Here is a 15,607-nt window from a genome sequence, read left to right on the forward strand (position 1 = left end):
TTGTTATGTTGGTATTTTGCAGGTTTTATTGTGTCACTTTTTTACTTGTAGATTATTTGTAGACTGTTGAGAAACATGCTTAAATCAGTACTGTCTAAGGTATCTGGTATTAAATATGAAACTCAACAAGTCCAATGTTGATGCTATTCCATTGACGACGTCAGGTCAAAAAATTTATCGGGATAGTGAGTTAATTGGATTTGCTGTTCGGGCTACCACCAAATCAAAATCCTATATCATTGAAAGAAGAAATGCAGGGGAACTGTACAGGGTAGTTCTAGGTAAAACTAATGAAATTTCTGCCTTATCTGCTCGTGCTAAAGCACAAACCATTTTGGCTAAAATTGCCAATGGTGAGTATGTAAAGCCATCTAAAAAACAAGTTGTTAATAATCCACTTGATATTACAGTACAAGAAGCATTGGATATTTATCTAAGCAAAAATGACTTCAAGCCAAAAACAGTCAAACAATATAACAAGTACTTCAATTTGTATTTGCGCTGGTCTAATAGAAAATTATTTGAAATCACCAAAAGTGAAGTCCTGGATAAATTTATTGAAGTAACTAAGTTGAGCCCTTCATCTGCCAATGGTGCTGTATCGCTACTGGGTACGTTGTGGAAATATATGCATGTGCTGTACTCAAGTGATGAGGATCCAATCCTGCGCACAAATCCTGTTGATGTTATTGCTGTAACCAAGGGCTGGAATAAAATTGAGCGTCGTGAAAGGCACTTGGATAAAGATGTTATTCACAAATATTACAATGCCGTTCTGAATTATCAGGATGAACTGAATTTAGAAAATACTGCTCGATCTAACACACATCGAGATATACTTTTATTCACAATGTATACGGGTTGCCGTCGTCAGGAAGTTTGTAAGCTGAAATGGACTGACATCAATTTTAAAGATGGAACTGTTGTGTTTAGGGATACAAAAAATGGCGCTGACCATTGGTTTCCAATAGGTGAACATCTATTATCAATCCTGAAAGACCGTTATTTATTGCGTGAGAACGATTGGGTTTTCCCTGCGACAAAAATACCAACGTCAGCAAACATCCATGCCACCTGTGTTGATCGGATTCTAAGAGTCATAGGCGATCAGGTAGATTTTTATGTTTCCATGCACGATTTTCGGCGTACTTTTGCCACGATTTGCAATTTACTTCGATTCAATATTTACGTGACCAAGCGATTACTGAATCATACTGCGAGGCCACGTGTTGATGTGACTGGTGGATATGTGCAAATTCCTATGGAAGAGCTCAGGGCTTCAATGAACATGGTAGAAGCAGTTTATCAGGGCAAAATTGACTGTTTTAATTATGAAAGTGTCTGGGATGAAAGACTTAAGCAATTAAAGGCAGGGTAAACCTGCCTTTTTAACTTATGCGTATTGAGCTGTGCAGGTGACGGTTCTGCTTTTTTCGAATGCTAATACATCAGCTTTTCTATAAGCAACTCGTCGACCAATTTTGGTGTAGGGGAGTTCAGAGCCATCACAGCGCATTCTAGCCAATGTCCAAGGGGAACAATCTAAATATAACGCTACCAAATCTTGTCCAAACTTTTGATCATTTGGTGCATCCAAAAAAGGCTTTAATAATTTAGATCGTTCTTCCTCATTTATATTTTTAAAACTTTTTAAAGCCATCACGCCACCTTTTCCCATATCGCTACTATCGCAGCCGAAAAACCAAAAATAATTAACATCACACACCCATAAAAATATTCACGTTTCATACGATCCACTCCTTGGATTGCGCCCCTAAGGGCGCTAGTGATTAGCCTGTAATTTCAGCTTCGCGTTGATCTGCAGCACTTTCGATTGCTTTCTTGTCATCCTCTGTTAAGGATGCTGATAAGTAAGGATCACTTTCAATTTCAGCCCAAACTTGATTGATCTCATCTTGGCTCTGACAGTTCATGATTCTCGAAATGGCCTTTTCGACTGGTGTTTGCTCTGTAACAAACTCGAAGATATCTCCTTGAGCAACGACCACTTTACGTTCGCTGTATTTAACCAGTAGCTCTTGATGATCTTCAGGTGTGAGCTTTGCTTTGTTCTCAGTCACCTTTGGTGCTACAGCTTCTAATTCAGGAAGTGTTTTAGCCTCATCCATCATTAGCATTAGACCACCTTTGACTTGAGCACTCTTGTTAGGATCCACAGCGGCTACTTTGGACTTGTTAATGTCCTCAATTTTGTTAGTAACGGCATTCACTAAATAGGTTTTATGCGCTTCAGTGAGGACTTCGTTACCGTTAATAAAAGGGATTACAGTCTCTAAATCTTTTGCATTACTCATCAGTGCAATACGATCTAAGAACTCTTTACGCACCTCGGTCGAAGTCGGCTTTTTTTCAGCTGTTGTTTGTTTGGGTGGAGCATCTTCAAACTGAGGTTCATGCTTTTTTGCTGCTGGTTCCTCCGCTTTTGGGGTGAATTTTACTGACTGAGCTTTTACCAACGTCATCAGTTGTTTACGCTCTTCTTTATTAGCATGATCCATAGCTTGTTCTTCGATTACATCGAGATGTGCTGGTGACTTAGCTGTTAAAATCCCACGTTTGATTTGCTCAAAAGTTGGTGCGTAAGTTTCTTCGTTAGGTTGGCTTACTTGTTGATGTGATTCTGTCACAGCCTCAACTATTTGCTCTTGAGTGTCATCTTGATGTTCAACAGGGCTATTATCTACAGAAACAAAATCACCATCGATAACAACGCCTTTGCCAGTTTCTGCTGCATAGGAAACATCAACCGCGTTAGACATTTCAATCGATTGAGGCATGTACTTAAGAACCTGTAATAAAGCCACTTTCTTAGCGTAAGCCTCAAAATGTTTTTTAGAATAATGGTTAGGTTGAAGCGCTGGAACTACCGTTTTCTTGAAGTGTGCATGTACTTTTTTTACAGGCCATACTTCAATAACTGGCGTTTCTGAGTCTTTAACTCGACCAATTGCGTAAACATGAGTTAATTTTGCTTCATCGAACTCACCACAAGGTTTATGTTTGCAATAAGGTGAATCTCCAAGCATGTAATCAAATTCATCACCCTCATAAACTGCACCCGTCCAAACTGTACAGCGACCGCCACGGTTTGCTAGATCAACTAAGCCTTTCCAACCAGGTACAAAGGTACATTTATCTTTGTAAGGCACTAAATAACCTTGACCATTAACCCCGATTTCAAGACCAAGCTGAGAGGCTACGATAATGCTCCCAAAGATTGTTTTAGGGTCACAACGCTGTAAAGCAGGGTTTTGACTAAATGCAGTCAAAGATAAGCGCACCATACGATCCGCGTTCAAATGTTTCGGTAAAGCTAATTCCAATTGAGATTTGTGCTTTTGCATAAAAGCATTGAAAGACGCGATAGGATTAGCAGGGCGGTTGTTTTGTAATTGAGCGTTCATTTTTAATATTCCTATTAGTTAAAATCGTTTTCTAAAGCTTGTTTTGTCATGTATGACGGTAAAAACAGTTCTTCAAGATCAGTCGAGTAGCCATCCCACTCATTGATCAATAGTGATTCAGCAAGTAATTCTTTAGATTTGCGGTACCTAACTTCACCAACACTTAAAAATAGGTCAGAAGCTTTGTATTGCTTAACGTTGAAAGGGATTGAGCTTTCAGCTACAAGCAATAAAAAATGCGGTTTCTCATCAGTTTGGTAGTACTGTTGAAATCCTTCACGGTACATAGCTGCGCTTAAGTCATATCCAAAGTCAGAACATTTCTTAGAAAAGCTGTGAGGACGTGCATCAGTCGTTGTTTTGAGGTCCAAAATCAATCCATACGGAAAAGCCTTGCACGGTGCAATGTGCCAGTCAGGACGGATACGAAGTTCTAAACCAAACTCAGGATCTACAAAAAAGATGCTTGCTTCTGGCATTCCATAGTGTTTCTGCATGTCAGCGTATGAACTGAGTTTTTTAAGATTCGCTACTATCCGATGTGCTCCATCCACTTGTTCCTGATCTACTAGAATTTTCCCTTGATTAGCTTCTTCAAATGCCAATGCTTGGGCTTTACCATCTTTCGTTCTACGATCAAATTTAGGCGCAATCACAAACTCATTTTCGAATTGCTCAGGCTCTAAGAATAGGGTGTGAGCCAATGTGCCAAAATCCATTGCTGATTTAGATTCACGCTCAACTTCTTTCAAAATGTTTTTTGAATAGAAATGAGCACTTGAACGTAAAATATCTTTGAGCTGGCTTGAACTAAATTCAGAACGAGCGTGATATTCATCGTTGCTCATTTTTTCAATGAGCTTTGCCTGTGGTAGTTGAGTGTATGCGTTCATGGGCTCACCCTCTTACTGTTGTGCCAAGCAACTAGTTCGGCATAATCAAAATATAGAGGAGCTTGTTTCGTGGTCCCCATTTTGATTGGGCGCGGAAACGTTGGATCCTTGCGAATAGTGTGGCGAAGTGATTCGCGGGTCACATCAAGCAGTTTGCAGGCTGTGGGGAAGCTTACCCGAATTGGGTTTTCAGGATGGATTTCTAGAATTGTCATTACTTCACGCCCCCCACACTGAATAGATGAAAGCTCTCACTACAAACCAGCAGAGCACAGCCATTACAGCAAATACTGAGAACTCTTTTATATTGGCGCGGATATATGCAAGACGAGGTGTCGTCATTTCTGCATCGGTAGGGTGTTGGCGCAAACGTTTAGACGTTTGACTATTTGGTTTTATTTGGTTCATACTTATCTCGCTTAATTGCAAAGCGGCATGCCTTCGAAATCATTGCCGCTTTTTTATTGGGTACGAGATTTAGTTTACCAAAGGAAACTTTTAAGTCAACACAAAGTTTATGCAAGGAAACAAAATATTTTCAATTAGGAAACTTTATGTTTTAATAGACAAAAGAAAACCCATCACAGGGATGGGTTGTTTGGAGTTTGTTAAGATGACAGGAACAATAAAAAATTCATCACCGCCATTGGTTATTGAGTCCATTGAAACAGAAGGAACGGTTTGGAATTTGTCTTTTAATGGGCCGAATCCAGATGAAAATGACGCTATTGAATTGACCCAAGAGCAGTGTTTTTGGTTATTAGATAGAATTATGAATATTGACCCCAATCTCTTGGATAGTGCCAAGGAGAAGTACTTACATTCCAAGTAATAAAGTCACCAGGATTGAAAAACTCATCAAGCACAACAATATTTCTTAAAAATCTTGGTTCAAGTGGGATGGGGTGGGGTTTTTTTCCCTGGTCTGGAAAATAATCCCACAAATGGTATCTATCAATCCCATCTTTAAATCTTCTGCTTGGGCCAAAGTCCATTGGAGCACATATGCGCTCAATCTCATGGCCATCATCTTTAGAATAAAAGGTTACTTTTATCTTTTGTTTATTATCTATGGCTTGTAGAAATTTATCCTTCATCGTTCTTCTCCACCCGATCCAAGAGCCGCTCGGGTTGCGGCTTTTAAAAATTTTAGTCATCATCCCCAAATAGGTAGTCCATAGGGCTTCCTTTTTCATATTTTTGTTTTGGATTCAATTTAGCCTCGTGTTCATCACGTATTTTTTTAAAATTGTGTTGTCTTACCATTAGGAATAATTTTAGGGCTTCGTATTTATTTTTTTGGAAATTTTTGTATTCCCATAATAGGTAAAATGAACTAGATAGAAATATTATGAAAGAGGTTACAAGTAGATTTGTTTGGCTTGAACTAAGATACTTCTGATCAAACGCTGCGTAAATAACACCTATAAATTGCATCAATGTAATAAGTGAGATGAATATTAATATCCCTCTAATCCAATCAGACCTGCTTTCCAGCTTATCCAAGTAGTATTTAAGGTTGCGCTCATAAGAATCTATATCATGAACTTTATGGTTTTCATTGTAATATAATTTTAAATCATTGATTTTATTTAATTCTGATGTGATGTATCTACTAGCTCTTCCATAGTATTTTTCAGTTTTCATAGCCCATAAAAATATATAGCTCATCTTACCACCATGTATTTATCTAAATTTTTTAATACAGCCAATCATGAGTTCAAATTATTTTAATATTGTAAAATTACCAGCTTTCTAAACTAGATATTTGCCAAACCCAACCAATAATCTCTAACTGTTGATCAATTATTTCTTGGGCACTTAACTGTATTTCTGGAAATTCAGCAGAGTTATCTGAAACAATGCGAACCCCACCCAATGGCAAGTTGTACAAGCGTTTGCAATAAAACAGACCACCGAGACAGATAGCAAAAATTTTGCCGTCTTTAATATTTTTTCGGCCTAAATCAACATGGATTGTATCGCCATCTTTAATTGTTGGACTCATTGAGTCGCCCGTAGCTGTAGCTGCTACTGCATTATCTTTTGCAATCGAGAGGTTTCGCAGTGTTGCTTTGGACATGCGTAATTTTCGTGTCTCATTAGCTATTGCCTCACTAATAGAGCCACTACCACATGCAAAAGAGAAATCCTTGAAAAATGGAATTTCAATTTCATCATCTTCTAGCGGAGTGTGACTATCCCACGGCTCAATTTTTGTTAAGTGTGGTGTTTGATTTCCTGTTAAAAGCCAACTTTCAGAAGTTCTTAAAATTTTCGCGAGCGCTGGCATAAATTCAGTACTCGGTACATTTGTACCTGAAACCCACTTTGACACAGCGCCCTTAGTTGCACCTGTTGCATCCATCAAATCAACTTGTCTGAGCTTCAGATCAGTCATTCTTTGAATTATTCGATCTCTGATTGGACTCATAAAAAACTCTCCGCTCTATGTTTCCCATAGTAAACAAATGCATTGAAGAATGCGGAAACTTGTGGTTTACTAATGGAAACTATTAGTTTATTGAGGTAAACATGACCGTTGACGATTTAAAAAACCACTTCGGCGTTGAAAAAGACATTCACTTAACAAAAACAGTTCTGGGCGTAACTAGAGGAACAATTAGTAAATGGCGACATAAAGGGATTCCCTCTGATACTCAGGCAAGAATTCAGGTTCTAACGAAAGGAAAGTTGAAAGCAAATATCTCTCCTTTACCTGCGAATGCTTAGGGGTGTTTATGTCCGAAAAACTAAATGAGCTCGGAACTTTTAGATGTACCGACACTGAAAAGAAAAAAGCAACAGCTATAGGAAGGACAAGAAACCAAACATTTTCTGAATATGTAAGAGCATTAATCATTGCTGATATTTCACAAGTTGAAAGTTATGTCTCATTTTTATCTGACGAACTAAACCTGTCCACGAATACAGCGAATACATTCTGTTTGGAATTGGTACCACATCCGATCCGAGATGTAACTCCAAAAAATATAGGCATAAAAAAAGCCCAACTGTGCGACCAGTTGAGCCTTTTAGCCGTTCACTCCGAAAAGTAAACGAGGTTGATAACCAATGTTGAATTTAACACGTAATAGGGAGGTTGTGAAGAATGAATACAGCGCAAGTTATTCCATTTAAAAAACCTTCACAGCCGAAACAAGAGGCTGGATTAAACATGTATAGCAAAAAGTTCGAACAGGGCTATGTGATGTCTAGTCGCTTGTATCGAAAAGAAGTGTGGCCATTTCTTAGTGATGCGGCACGAAACGTATATGCGGAATTAGAAAATCGCATTAACGGTCACAACAAAGAATCTGATTTTGTTAGTTATTCACAGTTACAGGGTGGCGACTTACCAGGTGCACGTAAATTAAGTCGTGAAACTGTCAGAAATGGCATAGAAGAGCTATTAAAACTCAAGGTTGTTTCAATTGCTGGTGCTGGTTCAAGGGGCGTAAAAAAATACGTTTTAAATGAGATATCCCTAAAAGATCAGTTCACTAACAAGACTAGTTCGATTACCGAACCAGTTCGGAAAGTGAACCGTACTAGTTCGATTACCAAACCAATAACTAGTTCGGAAACCGAACACACAATAGATAACCTTATAGAACCTTTAGAAAAAGATAAAAAGAAATTCACGGCTCAAAATCGCCCATTGAATTTCGTTGAATATCATCCTGAAGACAGCAACTTCATTTCTTTCAAAGACCTTTGCAAAAAATATCCAGCACAAGTCGATTTTCAAGACCAGGCAAGAACCAACTTTCCAAATCACTCAGTTGATCGAATTTATAAAAATCTCGAGACCATGGCGCAATGGTCATTAGACAAGGGGAAACATACGCCTCAAAAGTGGATGTCGATCTGGTTAACCACATTCATGAAAAACCTTAAAACCGATGCAGAGGAACAGGCTTTTCAACAACGCAAGGCGAAACAATCTCAAAAATCGAAAACTAATCTTGAAGTGAATGCAGCATGGGAAAAAGCTGAGTATCAGCCAGTTTCTGCACCTGTAGACATTCCGGAGGATTTTCTATGAATGCGATGTCATCAATCAATTTTGATCTCAACACCGTTGCTCAAGTTTGTCAGATCCACAACGTTGCAATGGTCAAAGCAGGTCCATTTACAACATGCCCGAAATGCGCAGTGGAATCAGTGAATAACTCAAACGCTAACCATCAAAAATCAGTAGACGAGATGGTTCGAGTTAAGCACATGACTGGTGCAATGCTTCCAGAACGTCACGCTGAATCAGGTTTTAAAAACTATCTGGTCGAGCATGAAGGTCACAAGTATGCGTTAGACAAAACTGTGAATTATGCGAAAAGCATTCTGAACGGCGATAAAAACAACCTGATCATGGCAGGTCGTACAGGTACTGGTAAAACACATCTGAGCTGTGCAACCGCAAAAACATTGCTCAAGAAGGGTAAATACACACGCTATATCACCAGTGAAGACTTAGCACAAAAGATCATGGATGCATGGGATGCTCCGAATGAAACTGAAAAGTCGGTGATTTATGAGTTTTCGCAGTATGACTTGCTGATCATTGATGAGTATGGATTGCATGATCGAGATAAGCGCCGTGAGTTAGTTCACAAAGTTTTGTATGCACGATATGACCGATTGAAGCCGACTATGCTGATATCGAACATGCCATTGAGTGAATTGAAAAAAGATCTTGGAGATCGACTCTGGTCACGTTTCCAACAAGGCGTTTTGACCATTATCGAATGCGGTTGGAATGACCATCGTTTGGGAGGTGCTGTATGAGCATTACTCAGTCTCACGGCTACATGTTTGAACTTACGATTGAAATTTTACTTTTCATCACATGTAGACCTAACAAAACCTATGTTCGAGACATTATGGAAAATGTCGTAACCGAAGTAAGTCCTAGAACAGTCCAAAGGTATTTAAATTCATTGCAGAAACATGGATATGTTCAAGGTGATTGCAAACAACCACAAGGGTTTGTGCCAATACTGAAAGCGAAACAAACATTTGGAGTGGGCTTATGACAACACTTCGATGGAGCGAACAACAGTTACAAGCGCACTTGAAAGCGCATCAGAATCGATCAGGATTAGCGCGTGAGCGTCTTAAACAAGAAAATCAAGCAAAGGTACAGCAGGCTAAGAAAAACGCAACACAAGCGAAATTAGAGCGAAATACGAACTATGACGATAACCAGGTTTTATTTTGCGAAATCGCTGCAACACCACCAAGTGTGAACCACTACTGGGAACGTAACGGCAAAGGCATGAAATTGAGCGATAAGGCGCGTCAGTTTCACGCCGTAGTCAATGCACTCATCCCAGCATTAAGACTTTCCACACGTTTGAAATTAGAAGTGACGTTTCATTTTCCAACCAATCAGAAACGAGATATCGATAACCATTTGAAAGCAACTATCGATTCTTTAGTGAAGTGTGGTTTTTGTGAAGACGATGAGCAGTTCGATGAACTTCATGTCAAGCGTGGAAGTGTCGTTAAGGGTGGCTTAATTCGTTTGAAAGTCTGGGAACTTTAAGGGGAATAAATATGGATATGACGGTTGATTCTGTAGCGTTTGCCACTGATCCTCGCGCGCGCGCGCGTTTTATTAATCAAAAAAACAAAAAGACGGTTAAAGAATTTCGCGTTAAACAGCGTGGATACAAGCGTCCAGACTTCAACCGTATGATTTTGGATTTGTGCAATCACTTTGGTTGGACGCATGAAAAGATCGCATTCATTTTGCCTGTCTCTGGTGCTTCTACAGTCTCTGAATGGGCGAGAGGTGGAATCCCTAACTATGACAACGGCGCAGCTTTTATCGAGCTGTGGCAAACGGAAACAGGGATTGAGCGATATCCACGTGAAGGGGAATGGCAGACCTACCAATACAAGTTAGGTCAGTTAGATATTTTTGAAGACGGCGGTCTATGTGACCAAGTGATTGATGAGTTGGATCGGGAGATAAGAAAATAATCGTCATATCTGGATCCTCTTTTGTTCACTATGAAAGCATTGGGTGTTTAGGGATATATAACTCATATTTCCCTCTAACCATTTCAATTTCATAAATTTTGACATCCGTATTATTATCTTTATTAAATTCTTTTACTGAAGAGTGGATTCTTTTTAAATGATTTTCTTTATCCACTCTAGCGCCCAATATTACGCTTGAAAGCGTAGTTGCTTCGAAAGGTAATAATATTAATTCATTATGTTGATTATGATTATAAGAAATTATTCGAAATTCATTTTCATATGACCAGCAATCAGCTTTAGTTAACACCATTTTTGTGTATAGATCCATTTGATGGTCAGGATTTTCCAAATTAATATCATTAGAACGCCAACTGAGTTTAATTTTTGGATATTTATCAGTGTAAATAACTGGTAAAGGAATATTTGTTGTTTTAGCTAAATATTTGTTTTTAGGTATTTTAAACTCTAAAGCAAATCCGGAGTGATTGCTAGCGTAGTGAGACCACATCAGTATATCTAGAGGTGTACTAGTAAAACAAGTAACTGAAATGCAATCTCGATAATCATTTACAAATCTTTCTATATAAAATTTTTTATATAAATTAAGATATTTATTTTTATTACTGAACCACTTTTTGGGAGGTATAGTAAACCCCATTTCCGCTTCAATATTTTTTTTGTTAAACCCACTATCATCTAAATCTACAGTAAAATAACAATCAAAAGGATCATTGTAATTTTTCGGTTTGGTGTATTTTAAAGTAACATTTTTAAATGTGTTAAGAACGTTTAAGTCCGAATCAAAAGACAAATATTTATAAAAATAATAATATTCATCATCCTGAATTAATGTTGATAAACGCTCATGTAAGATTCTCTTCATGACTTCTACAGTGTAAGTTTTGTCCATATTTAATCTATGTTTATAATTTAAGGGCTTAATTATACTCAACCAACCTGAACATATATAGCCTCACAGTAGCCCTATTCACCAACAAATGAATAGGGCTTTTTAATGACCACTCAAAAAAGAAAACTCCAAACACCAGGTGCACAACCTGCGATAGATGAAACACCAATCGGTGCGAATGAATCAAATCCTCACGGCGAAGATCTCTCCAATGAAATATCGACTGAGCCTGAGTCAATTCAAATTGATGTATCTACCGAAGCTCAAAGTACACCTGAATCAATTCAAGTCGATGACGCACGTCTAGACCTCATTCTTGAAAACCAAAAACGTATCGAATCAAAGCTCGACCAATTGCTTAAAGCTGGTGGTATCGAAGCGAAAAAGAAAACACGTTGGGTTCAAGGTAAACACGGCTTAGAGCAAAAGGAAATCTAATCATGTGTGGTGGAGCAGTAGGGAAATTATTTGGATCAACTATGGACGCGATTGGTCTTACAGGATTCAAAAAAGCTGAAAAAGGGTTCGATGCTCAAGCAGCAGAAGCACAAGCGAAAAAAGAAGCGCAATTGGCTGAGAACGATGCTAAGGCGCAACGTAAGAAACGTAAAGCCTCTGATGTGCTTGCTTCAGCAGAAGAAAACGAAAAGAAAACAACATTAGGCGGTTAAGGCATGAGTGAACTAGCAAAACAGCTATGCAAAAGATTTGGAGAAATGCGCTCTGAGCGTTCCAAGTTCGAGTCGCATTGGACTGAGTGTTACAAGTTTGGTGCACCTGAACGCCAACAATGTTTTAGCGGTGGCGGTGATCTAACTGGCACACGTGAGAAACAACGTGCTGATTTGCTAGATTCAACTGCTGCAGATTCGATTCAAACATTTGTGTCGAATTTGATAAGCGGTACCACGCCAGCGAATGCAATTTGGTTTAAGGCTGTACCCGATGGTATGGATGATCCAGCCGAATTAACCGAGGGTGAGCACTGGTTAGAGCAGGTTGCACAGTTCATTTTCCGTAACATCCACGGCGCAAATTACGACTCTGAAATCTTTGACGTGATGATTGACTTCGCGATTGCTGGTTGGTGTGTCATGTATCAAGACATTGATCGTAAGAAAGGCGGTGGCTTCGTATTCCAAGGATGGCCTATTGGTGAGTGCTTTATTGCATCGACTCGATCAGATGGTTTGATTGATACCATCTTCCGTGAATACACCAAAACAGCAGCACAGATCGTGAGCGAGTTTGGGGAGCACAAGGTCAGTAAAGCAGTGCTTGATGCATTCCAAAATCGTCCAGATGATCGATTTAAATTACTGCACGTGATTCAGCCACGTGACGTTAAAACGCCGTTAGATGGTCGTCCATTGCTTCCAAAGAATATGCCTTTTGCGTCATATCACTTAGAAGTCGATAGTAAGCACATGCTGAAAGAATCAGGCTATTACGAGTTCCCATGTGCGGTACCACGTTTTAGAAAAATACCTGGTTCGGTTTACGGCGTTGGCATCATGTCAACTGCACTACCTGATGCAAAGACAGCCAATACATTGATCAGAGATACGCTACGCAGTGCTGAGATTGATATTCTTGGTATGTGGGTTGCTGAGGATGACAGCATTCTAAATCCTCGTACAGTGCGTTTAGGTGGTGGGAAAATCATTACAGCGAACAGTACTGATTCATTGAAGCGCTTAGATTCAGGAAAAGGCTTCGTGGTTGGGGATGGTCTTTTAGAAAAAATCCAATCAGGTATTCGCCGTAAATTATTGGCTGATGGTCTGACTCAACACTACAACACACCGCCAACTGCAGCTGAAATCTATGCGCGTGTAGACATGATTCGACAGCAGTTAGGTCCGTTATATGGTCGTGCACAAGCTGAACTACTAGTTCCACTATTAGAGCGTTCATTTGGGCTTGCTTATCGTGCTGGTGTGCTTGGTGAAGCTCCTGAAGAACTTGTCGAGCGTAATCTTTCTTTCAAATTTATCTCACCTTTGGCACGTGCTCAAAAGCTCGAAGAAGTATCAAGTATTGAGCGCTTGATGATGTCTTTAGGATCAATCATTGAAGTAGATCCAAATGCATTGGACAACATCGATACAGATGCAATTCCGCATGTATTGGCAGCAGGTTTAGGTGTACCGACATCAATCATGCGCACGACTGAAAAACTTGAAGCATATCGAGAAGAAAAAGCCAAACAGCAGCAACAAGCCCAAGCACAGGAGCAACAAGCAGTTATGGCTCAGCAAATGACTGACGCGGTTGCTCAAGGTATGGGTAAAGGCTTAGAAGCCCAAATGGTTAGTGAGGCAATGCAATGATCGGATTCATCGTTTTTCTTGTGATTGTTGTACTGGTTATGGGTGTTGTTATCTACCAATTACTACAGGAAAACGACCAGAACAAGCGCAATTCTGAGTATTACAAAACCAAGTATGAAGAGTATTCCAAACCGTTCAAAACGCTTCTTGATGAAAATGAAGCCAAGGATGAGCTTGGTCATCACTTCAAATGGCGTCAGGTTCGCAAGCCTACGTCTATGACTTACCGAATCCATTTCGACATGAGTAGCGATGGTCAGCGAATTTTAGAAGAACTGACAAGCCGATTTAAACGAAACGTCTTTACAGATGATGAGCGTGAGACTTGTCGCCGTATAGGGCGCTCAGAAGTCGTGGACTTCATCATCAATCGAATTAATACAGCAAATGATCCTCGCTATAGCGAGCAATTAGAAATTGCACATATGGAGCAAAACAATGAATGAATCACAAACAACAGACACAACGAACGTACAAACAACTGAACAGACTCAAACTACAACACCACCTGCAGCAACAGAAACGCAAACGGTGCCAGGTACTGAGACAACACAGCAGAATCCTGGTGAACAAGAAAAGCAAACAACTGAAACAGATCCAGCTACGGCGGTACCAGAATCAGCGGATGCCTATGCAGTTGAGATTGATGGCTTTGATTTTGATGCTTTCAAAACTGGTAACGCGGAAGTTCTTAAATCTTTTCATGCAGAAGGTATGACAAATGCGCAGGTCACGGCGGTGGTTAAAGCTTTTGATGAGCATAACGCCGTTCAAATTGATGCATTGCAACAAGAATGGGGCTCTGAATTTAACGCCAATGTGAATTTAGCAAAGCAAGCCATTGAAGCTTTAGGTTTTCAGGCAAGTGATTTGGATTCACCGATTGGAGCTTTGAAACTTGCTGCAGCAATTGGTAAGCAAATTCAGGAAGATTTACCGCCATCAAACACACAGCAAAGCGGTAGTGAGTCTATTGAACAATTGATGTTATCGGAAGCATACAGCAATGCTAATCATCCTGATCATAAGTCAGTCGCAGCGCGTGTAAGCCAATATTTCCAAAAGCAATTCCCAGAATAATTTAAGGGGTAGAAGATGTCTCAAGACTTCGCAACAAATAATGGAATGATCACAGCTGCATTTAAGCGTGAGTTCCATACTGCGTTTGAAACTAAGGCTAAGACAACAGCATCAACGTTACAAGTCTTAGCGGTGGATCGCGGTAATATCGGTGGCTCAACATTCACTGTGAATGATTTAGGCGCTCTTAAAATGAAAGAAATGACTGATCGTTTCCAGGATACAGATTGGTCAGTACCAGAAGCAGGCACACGTCTTGCTGTAATGAAAGATTTTGGTTTGTTCGTGCCAGTTGATCCACGTGATGAAGCTAAGCTTTCAGCAAATCCAACATCAGAATATATGCAGCTATGTTTAGGTGCTGAGTACGAAGAACGTGATTCCACAATTATTAAAGCGTTGGGTGCTTCAGTACAGCGTAAAACAGCTGATGGTGAGGATTATACTCCTACGCCGTTGCCTAGCTCGCAAATCATCTTGGCAAATGCTTCACCAATGAATAAAGCCAAGATTGTAAAAGCACGTGCAACTATGCGTAAAACAAAAATGGACAAGCGCGGCCCAATGTACGCCATCTATAACTCGGAAATCCTTGAACAGATTCTGAATGATGATGAACTGACTAAATGGGATCGCGACACGATTCAATCCATTCAAGATGGTGATGTTGCTAAAAAATGGAGTGGCTTTATCTGGCTTCCTTATGAAGAGCTACCAGATGGCGCAGGTGGTGCGACTGAAGGACGAACATTCTTCACAGCTTCACGTGCAGTTCACTTTGGACGTAACATGATTTCAAACTTCGATATTGCAGTACGACCGGATAAATCAAATACCAAACAAATAGGCGGTATTGCTTCATACGGCGCTGCACGGTCACTTGAGGAAGCAGTTATCGCTATCGACTTCCTCCGTTAATCAGTTTTGGCCTAACACTTTTCAGCAAGGGTGTTAGGTCTTTTTTATACACAAAAC

23 protein-coding genes are annotated in these 15,607 nt (G+C 39.7%); 14 read left to right on the forward strand and 9 right to left on the reverse strand.

What is annotated here, in order from left to right; all coding sequences use genetic code 11:
- Window positions 1-115: 115 nt before the first annotated feature.
- Window positions 116-1,378, forward strand: coding sequence for a tyrosine-type recombinase/integrase (locus tag AC1M9I_RS01210; protein WP_481610548.1), 1,263 nt, complete (start codon window positions 116-118; stop codon window positions 1,376-1,378).
- Between the two features lie 15 nt (window positions 1,379-1,393).
- Here AC1M9I_RS01210 and AC1M9I_RS01215 read toward each other — a convergent pair whose 3' ends face one another.
- From AC1M9I_RS01215 to AC1M9I_RS01250, 8 genes are all read right to left on the reverse strand, one after another.
- A complete protein-coding gene (locus AC1M9I_RS01215; protein WP_481610549.1) occupies window positions 1,394-1,660 on the reverse strand; it encodes a helix-turn-helix domain-containing protein in 267 nt (88 codons plus the stop codon).
- 130 nt (window positions 1,661-1,790) lie between these two features.
- Window positions 1,791-3,425 (reverse strand): recombinase RecT, encoded by a 1,635-nt coding sequence (locus AC1M9I_RS01220; RefSeq protein ID WP_481610550.1) that lies wholly within the window; start codon window positions 3,423-3,425, stop codon window positions 1,791-1,793.
- A gap of 14 nt (window positions 3,426-3,439) precedes the next feature.
- Window positions 3,440-4,318, reverse strand: a complete 879-nt coding sequence (locus AC1M9I_RS01225) for a PD-(D/E)XK nuclease-like domain-containing protein (RefSeq protein WP_481610551.1) — start codon at window positions 4,316-4,318, stop codon at window positions 3,440-3,442.
- Window positions 4,315-4,533, reverse strand: a complete 219-nt coding sequence (locus tag AC1M9I_RS01230; RefSeq protein WP_481610552.1) for a transcriptional regulator — start codon at window positions 4,531-4,533, stop codon at window positions 4,315-4,317. Before AC1M9I_RS01230 ends, AC1M9I_RS01225 begins: the two co-directional genes overlap by 4 nt.
- A gap of 4 nt (window positions 4,534-4,537) precedes the next feature.
- Window positions 4,538-4,726 (reverse strand): hypothetical protein, encoded by a 189-nt coding sequence (locus AC1M9I_RS01235; RefSeq protein WP_481610553.1) that lies wholly within the window; start codon window positions 4,724-4,726, stop codon window positions 4,538-4,540.
- Window positions 4,727-5,088: 362 nt separating this feature from the next.
- Window positions 5,089-5,415, reverse strand: a complete 327-nt coding sequence (locus AC1M9I_RS01240) for a hypothetical protein (protein WP_481610554.1) — start codon at window positions 5,413-5,415, stop codon at window positions 5,089-5,091.
- A gap of 52 nt (window positions 5,416-5,467) precedes the next feature.
- A complete protein-coding gene (locus AC1M9I_RS01245; protein WP_481610555.1) occupies window positions 5,468-5,989 on the reverse strand; it encodes a hypothetical protein in 522 nt (173 codons plus the stop codon).
- Window positions 5,990-6,062: 73 nt separating this feature from the next.
- Window positions 6,063-6,752, reverse strand: a complete 690-nt coding sequence (locus AC1M9I_RS01250) for a S24 family peptidase (protein ID WP_481610556.1) — start codon at window positions 6,750-6,752, stop codon at window positions 6,063-6,065.
- A 101-nt stretch (window positions 6,753-6,853) separates the two neighbouring features.
- Between AC1M9I_RS01250 and AC1M9I_RS01255 the strand changes: the two genes are divergently transcribed.
- The 7 genes from AC1M9I_RS01255 to AC1M9I_RS01285 are packed head-to-tail and all read left to right on the forward strand — an operon-like array spanning window position 6,854 to window position 10,306.
- Window positions 6,854-7,051: a Cro/CI family transcriptional regulator gene (locus AC1M9I_RS01255; RefSeq protein WP_481610557.1), complete on the forward strand. Its 198-nt coding sequence runs from the start codon at window positions 6,854-6,856 to the stop codon at window positions 7,049-7,051.
- Window positions 7,052-7,059: 8 nt separating this feature from the next.
- Entirely contained in the window at window positions 7,060-7,377 is a 318-nt protein-coding gene (locus AC1M9I_RS01260) for a hypothetical protein (RefSeq protein ID WP_481610558.1), read from the forward strand.
- Between the two features lie 53 nt (window positions 7,378-7,430).
- Window positions 7,431-8,366 (forward strand): hypothetical protein, encoded by a 936-nt coding sequence (locus tag AC1M9I_RS01265; protein WP_481610559.1) that lies wholly within the window; start codon window positions 7,431-7,433, stop codon window positions 8,364-8,366.
- The gene (locus AC1M9I_RS01270) at window positions 8,363-9,106 is read left to right on the forward strand and encodes an ATP-binding protein (RefSeq protein ID WP_481608502.1); all 744 of its coding nucleotides are present in this window, start codon (window positions 8,363-8,365) and stop codon (window positions 9,104-9,106) included. Before AC1M9I_RS01265 ends, AC1M9I_RS01270 begins: the two co-directional genes overlap by 4 nt.
- Window positions 9,103-9,354, forward strand: coding sequence for a hypothetical protein (locus AC1M9I_RS01275; protein WP_481610560.1), 252 nt, complete (start codon window positions 9,103-9,105; stop codon window positions 9,352-9,354). The genes AC1M9I_RS01270 and AC1M9I_RS01275 overlap by 4 nt, the downstream gene beginning before the upstream one ends.
- Complete coding sequence (locus tag AC1M9I_RS01280; protein ID WP_481610561.1) at window positions 9,351-9,866, forward strand: RusA family crossover junction endodeoxyribonuclease; 516 nt, start codon at window positions 9,351-9,353, stop codon at window positions 9,864-9,866. Before AC1M9I_RS01275 ends, AC1M9I_RS01280 begins: the two co-directional genes overlap by 4 nt.
- An 11-nt stretch (window positions 9,867-9,877) precedes the next feature.
- Window positions 9,878-10,306 carry a hypothetical protein gene (locus AC1M9I_RS01285; protein ID WP_481610562.1) on the forward strand — a complete coding sequence of 143 codons (429 nt, stop codon included), beginning with the start codon at window positions 9,878-9,880 and terminating at the stop codon, window positions 10,304-10,306.
- A gap of 28 nt (window positions 10,307-10,334) precedes the next feature.
- Here AC1M9I_RS01285 and AC1M9I_RS01290 read toward each other — a convergent pair whose 3' ends face one another.
- Window positions 10,335-11,219: a DUF2971 domain-containing protein gene (locus tag AC1M9I_RS01290; protein WP_481610563.1), complete on the reverse strand. Its 885-nt coding sequence runs from the start codon at window positions 11,217-11,219 to the stop codon at window positions 10,335-10,337.
- Window positions 11,220-11,324: 105 nt separating this feature from the next.
- Between AC1M9I_RS01290 and AC1M9I_RS01295 the strand changes: the two genes are divergently transcribed.
- The 6 genes from AC1M9I_RS01295 to AC1M9I_RS01320 are packed head-to-tail and all read left to right on the forward strand — an operon-like array spanning window position 11,325 to window position 15,550.
- The gene (locus tag AC1M9I_RS01295; RefSeq protein WP_481610564.1) at window positions 11,325-11,657 is read left to right on the forward strand and encodes a hypothetical protein; all 333 of its coding nucleotides are present in this window, start codon (window positions 11,325-11,327) and stop codon (window positions 11,655-11,657) included.
- Between the two features lie 2 nt (window positions 11,658-11,659).
- A complete protein-coding gene (locus tag AC1M9I_RS01300) occupies window positions 11,660-11,890 on the forward strand; it encodes a hypothetical protein (protein WP_481610565.1) in 231 nt (76 codons plus the stop codon).
- Between the two features lie 3 nt (window positions 11,891-11,893).
- Window positions 11,894-13,552: a portal protein gene (locus AC1M9I_RS01305; protein ID WP_481610566.1), complete on the forward strand. Its 1,659-nt coding sequence runs from the start codon at window positions 11,894-11,896 to the stop codon at window positions 13,550-13,552.
- Window positions 13,549-13,998 carry a Bbp19 family protein gene (locus AC1M9I_RS01310; protein ID WP_481610567.1) on the forward strand — a complete coding sequence of 150 codons (450 nt, stop codon included), beginning with the start codon at window positions 13,549-13,551 and terminating at the stop codon, window positions 13,996-13,998. Before AC1M9I_RS01305 ends, AC1M9I_RS01310 begins: the two co-directional genes overlap by 4 nt.
- Window positions 13,991-14,632 carry a hypothetical protein gene (locus AC1M9I_RS01315; RefSeq protein ID WP_481610568.1) on the forward strand — a complete coding sequence of 214 codons (642 nt, stop codon included), beginning with the start codon at window positions 13,991-13,993 and terminating at the stop codon, window positions 14,630-14,632. The genes AC1M9I_RS01310 and AC1M9I_RS01315 overlap by 8 nt, the downstream gene beginning before the upstream one ends.
- Before the next feature lie 15 nt (window positions 14,633-14,647).
- Window positions 14,648-15,550 (forward strand): phage capsid protein, encoded by a 903-nt coding sequence (locus tag AC1M9I_RS01320; RefSeq protein ID WP_481610569.1) that lies wholly within the window; start codon window positions 14,648-14,650, stop codon window positions 15,548-15,550.
- Window positions 15,551-15,607: the final 57 nt, after the last annotated feature.

The sequence above is a fragment of the Acinetobacter sp. ANC_7553 genome, from assembly GCF_056779895.1.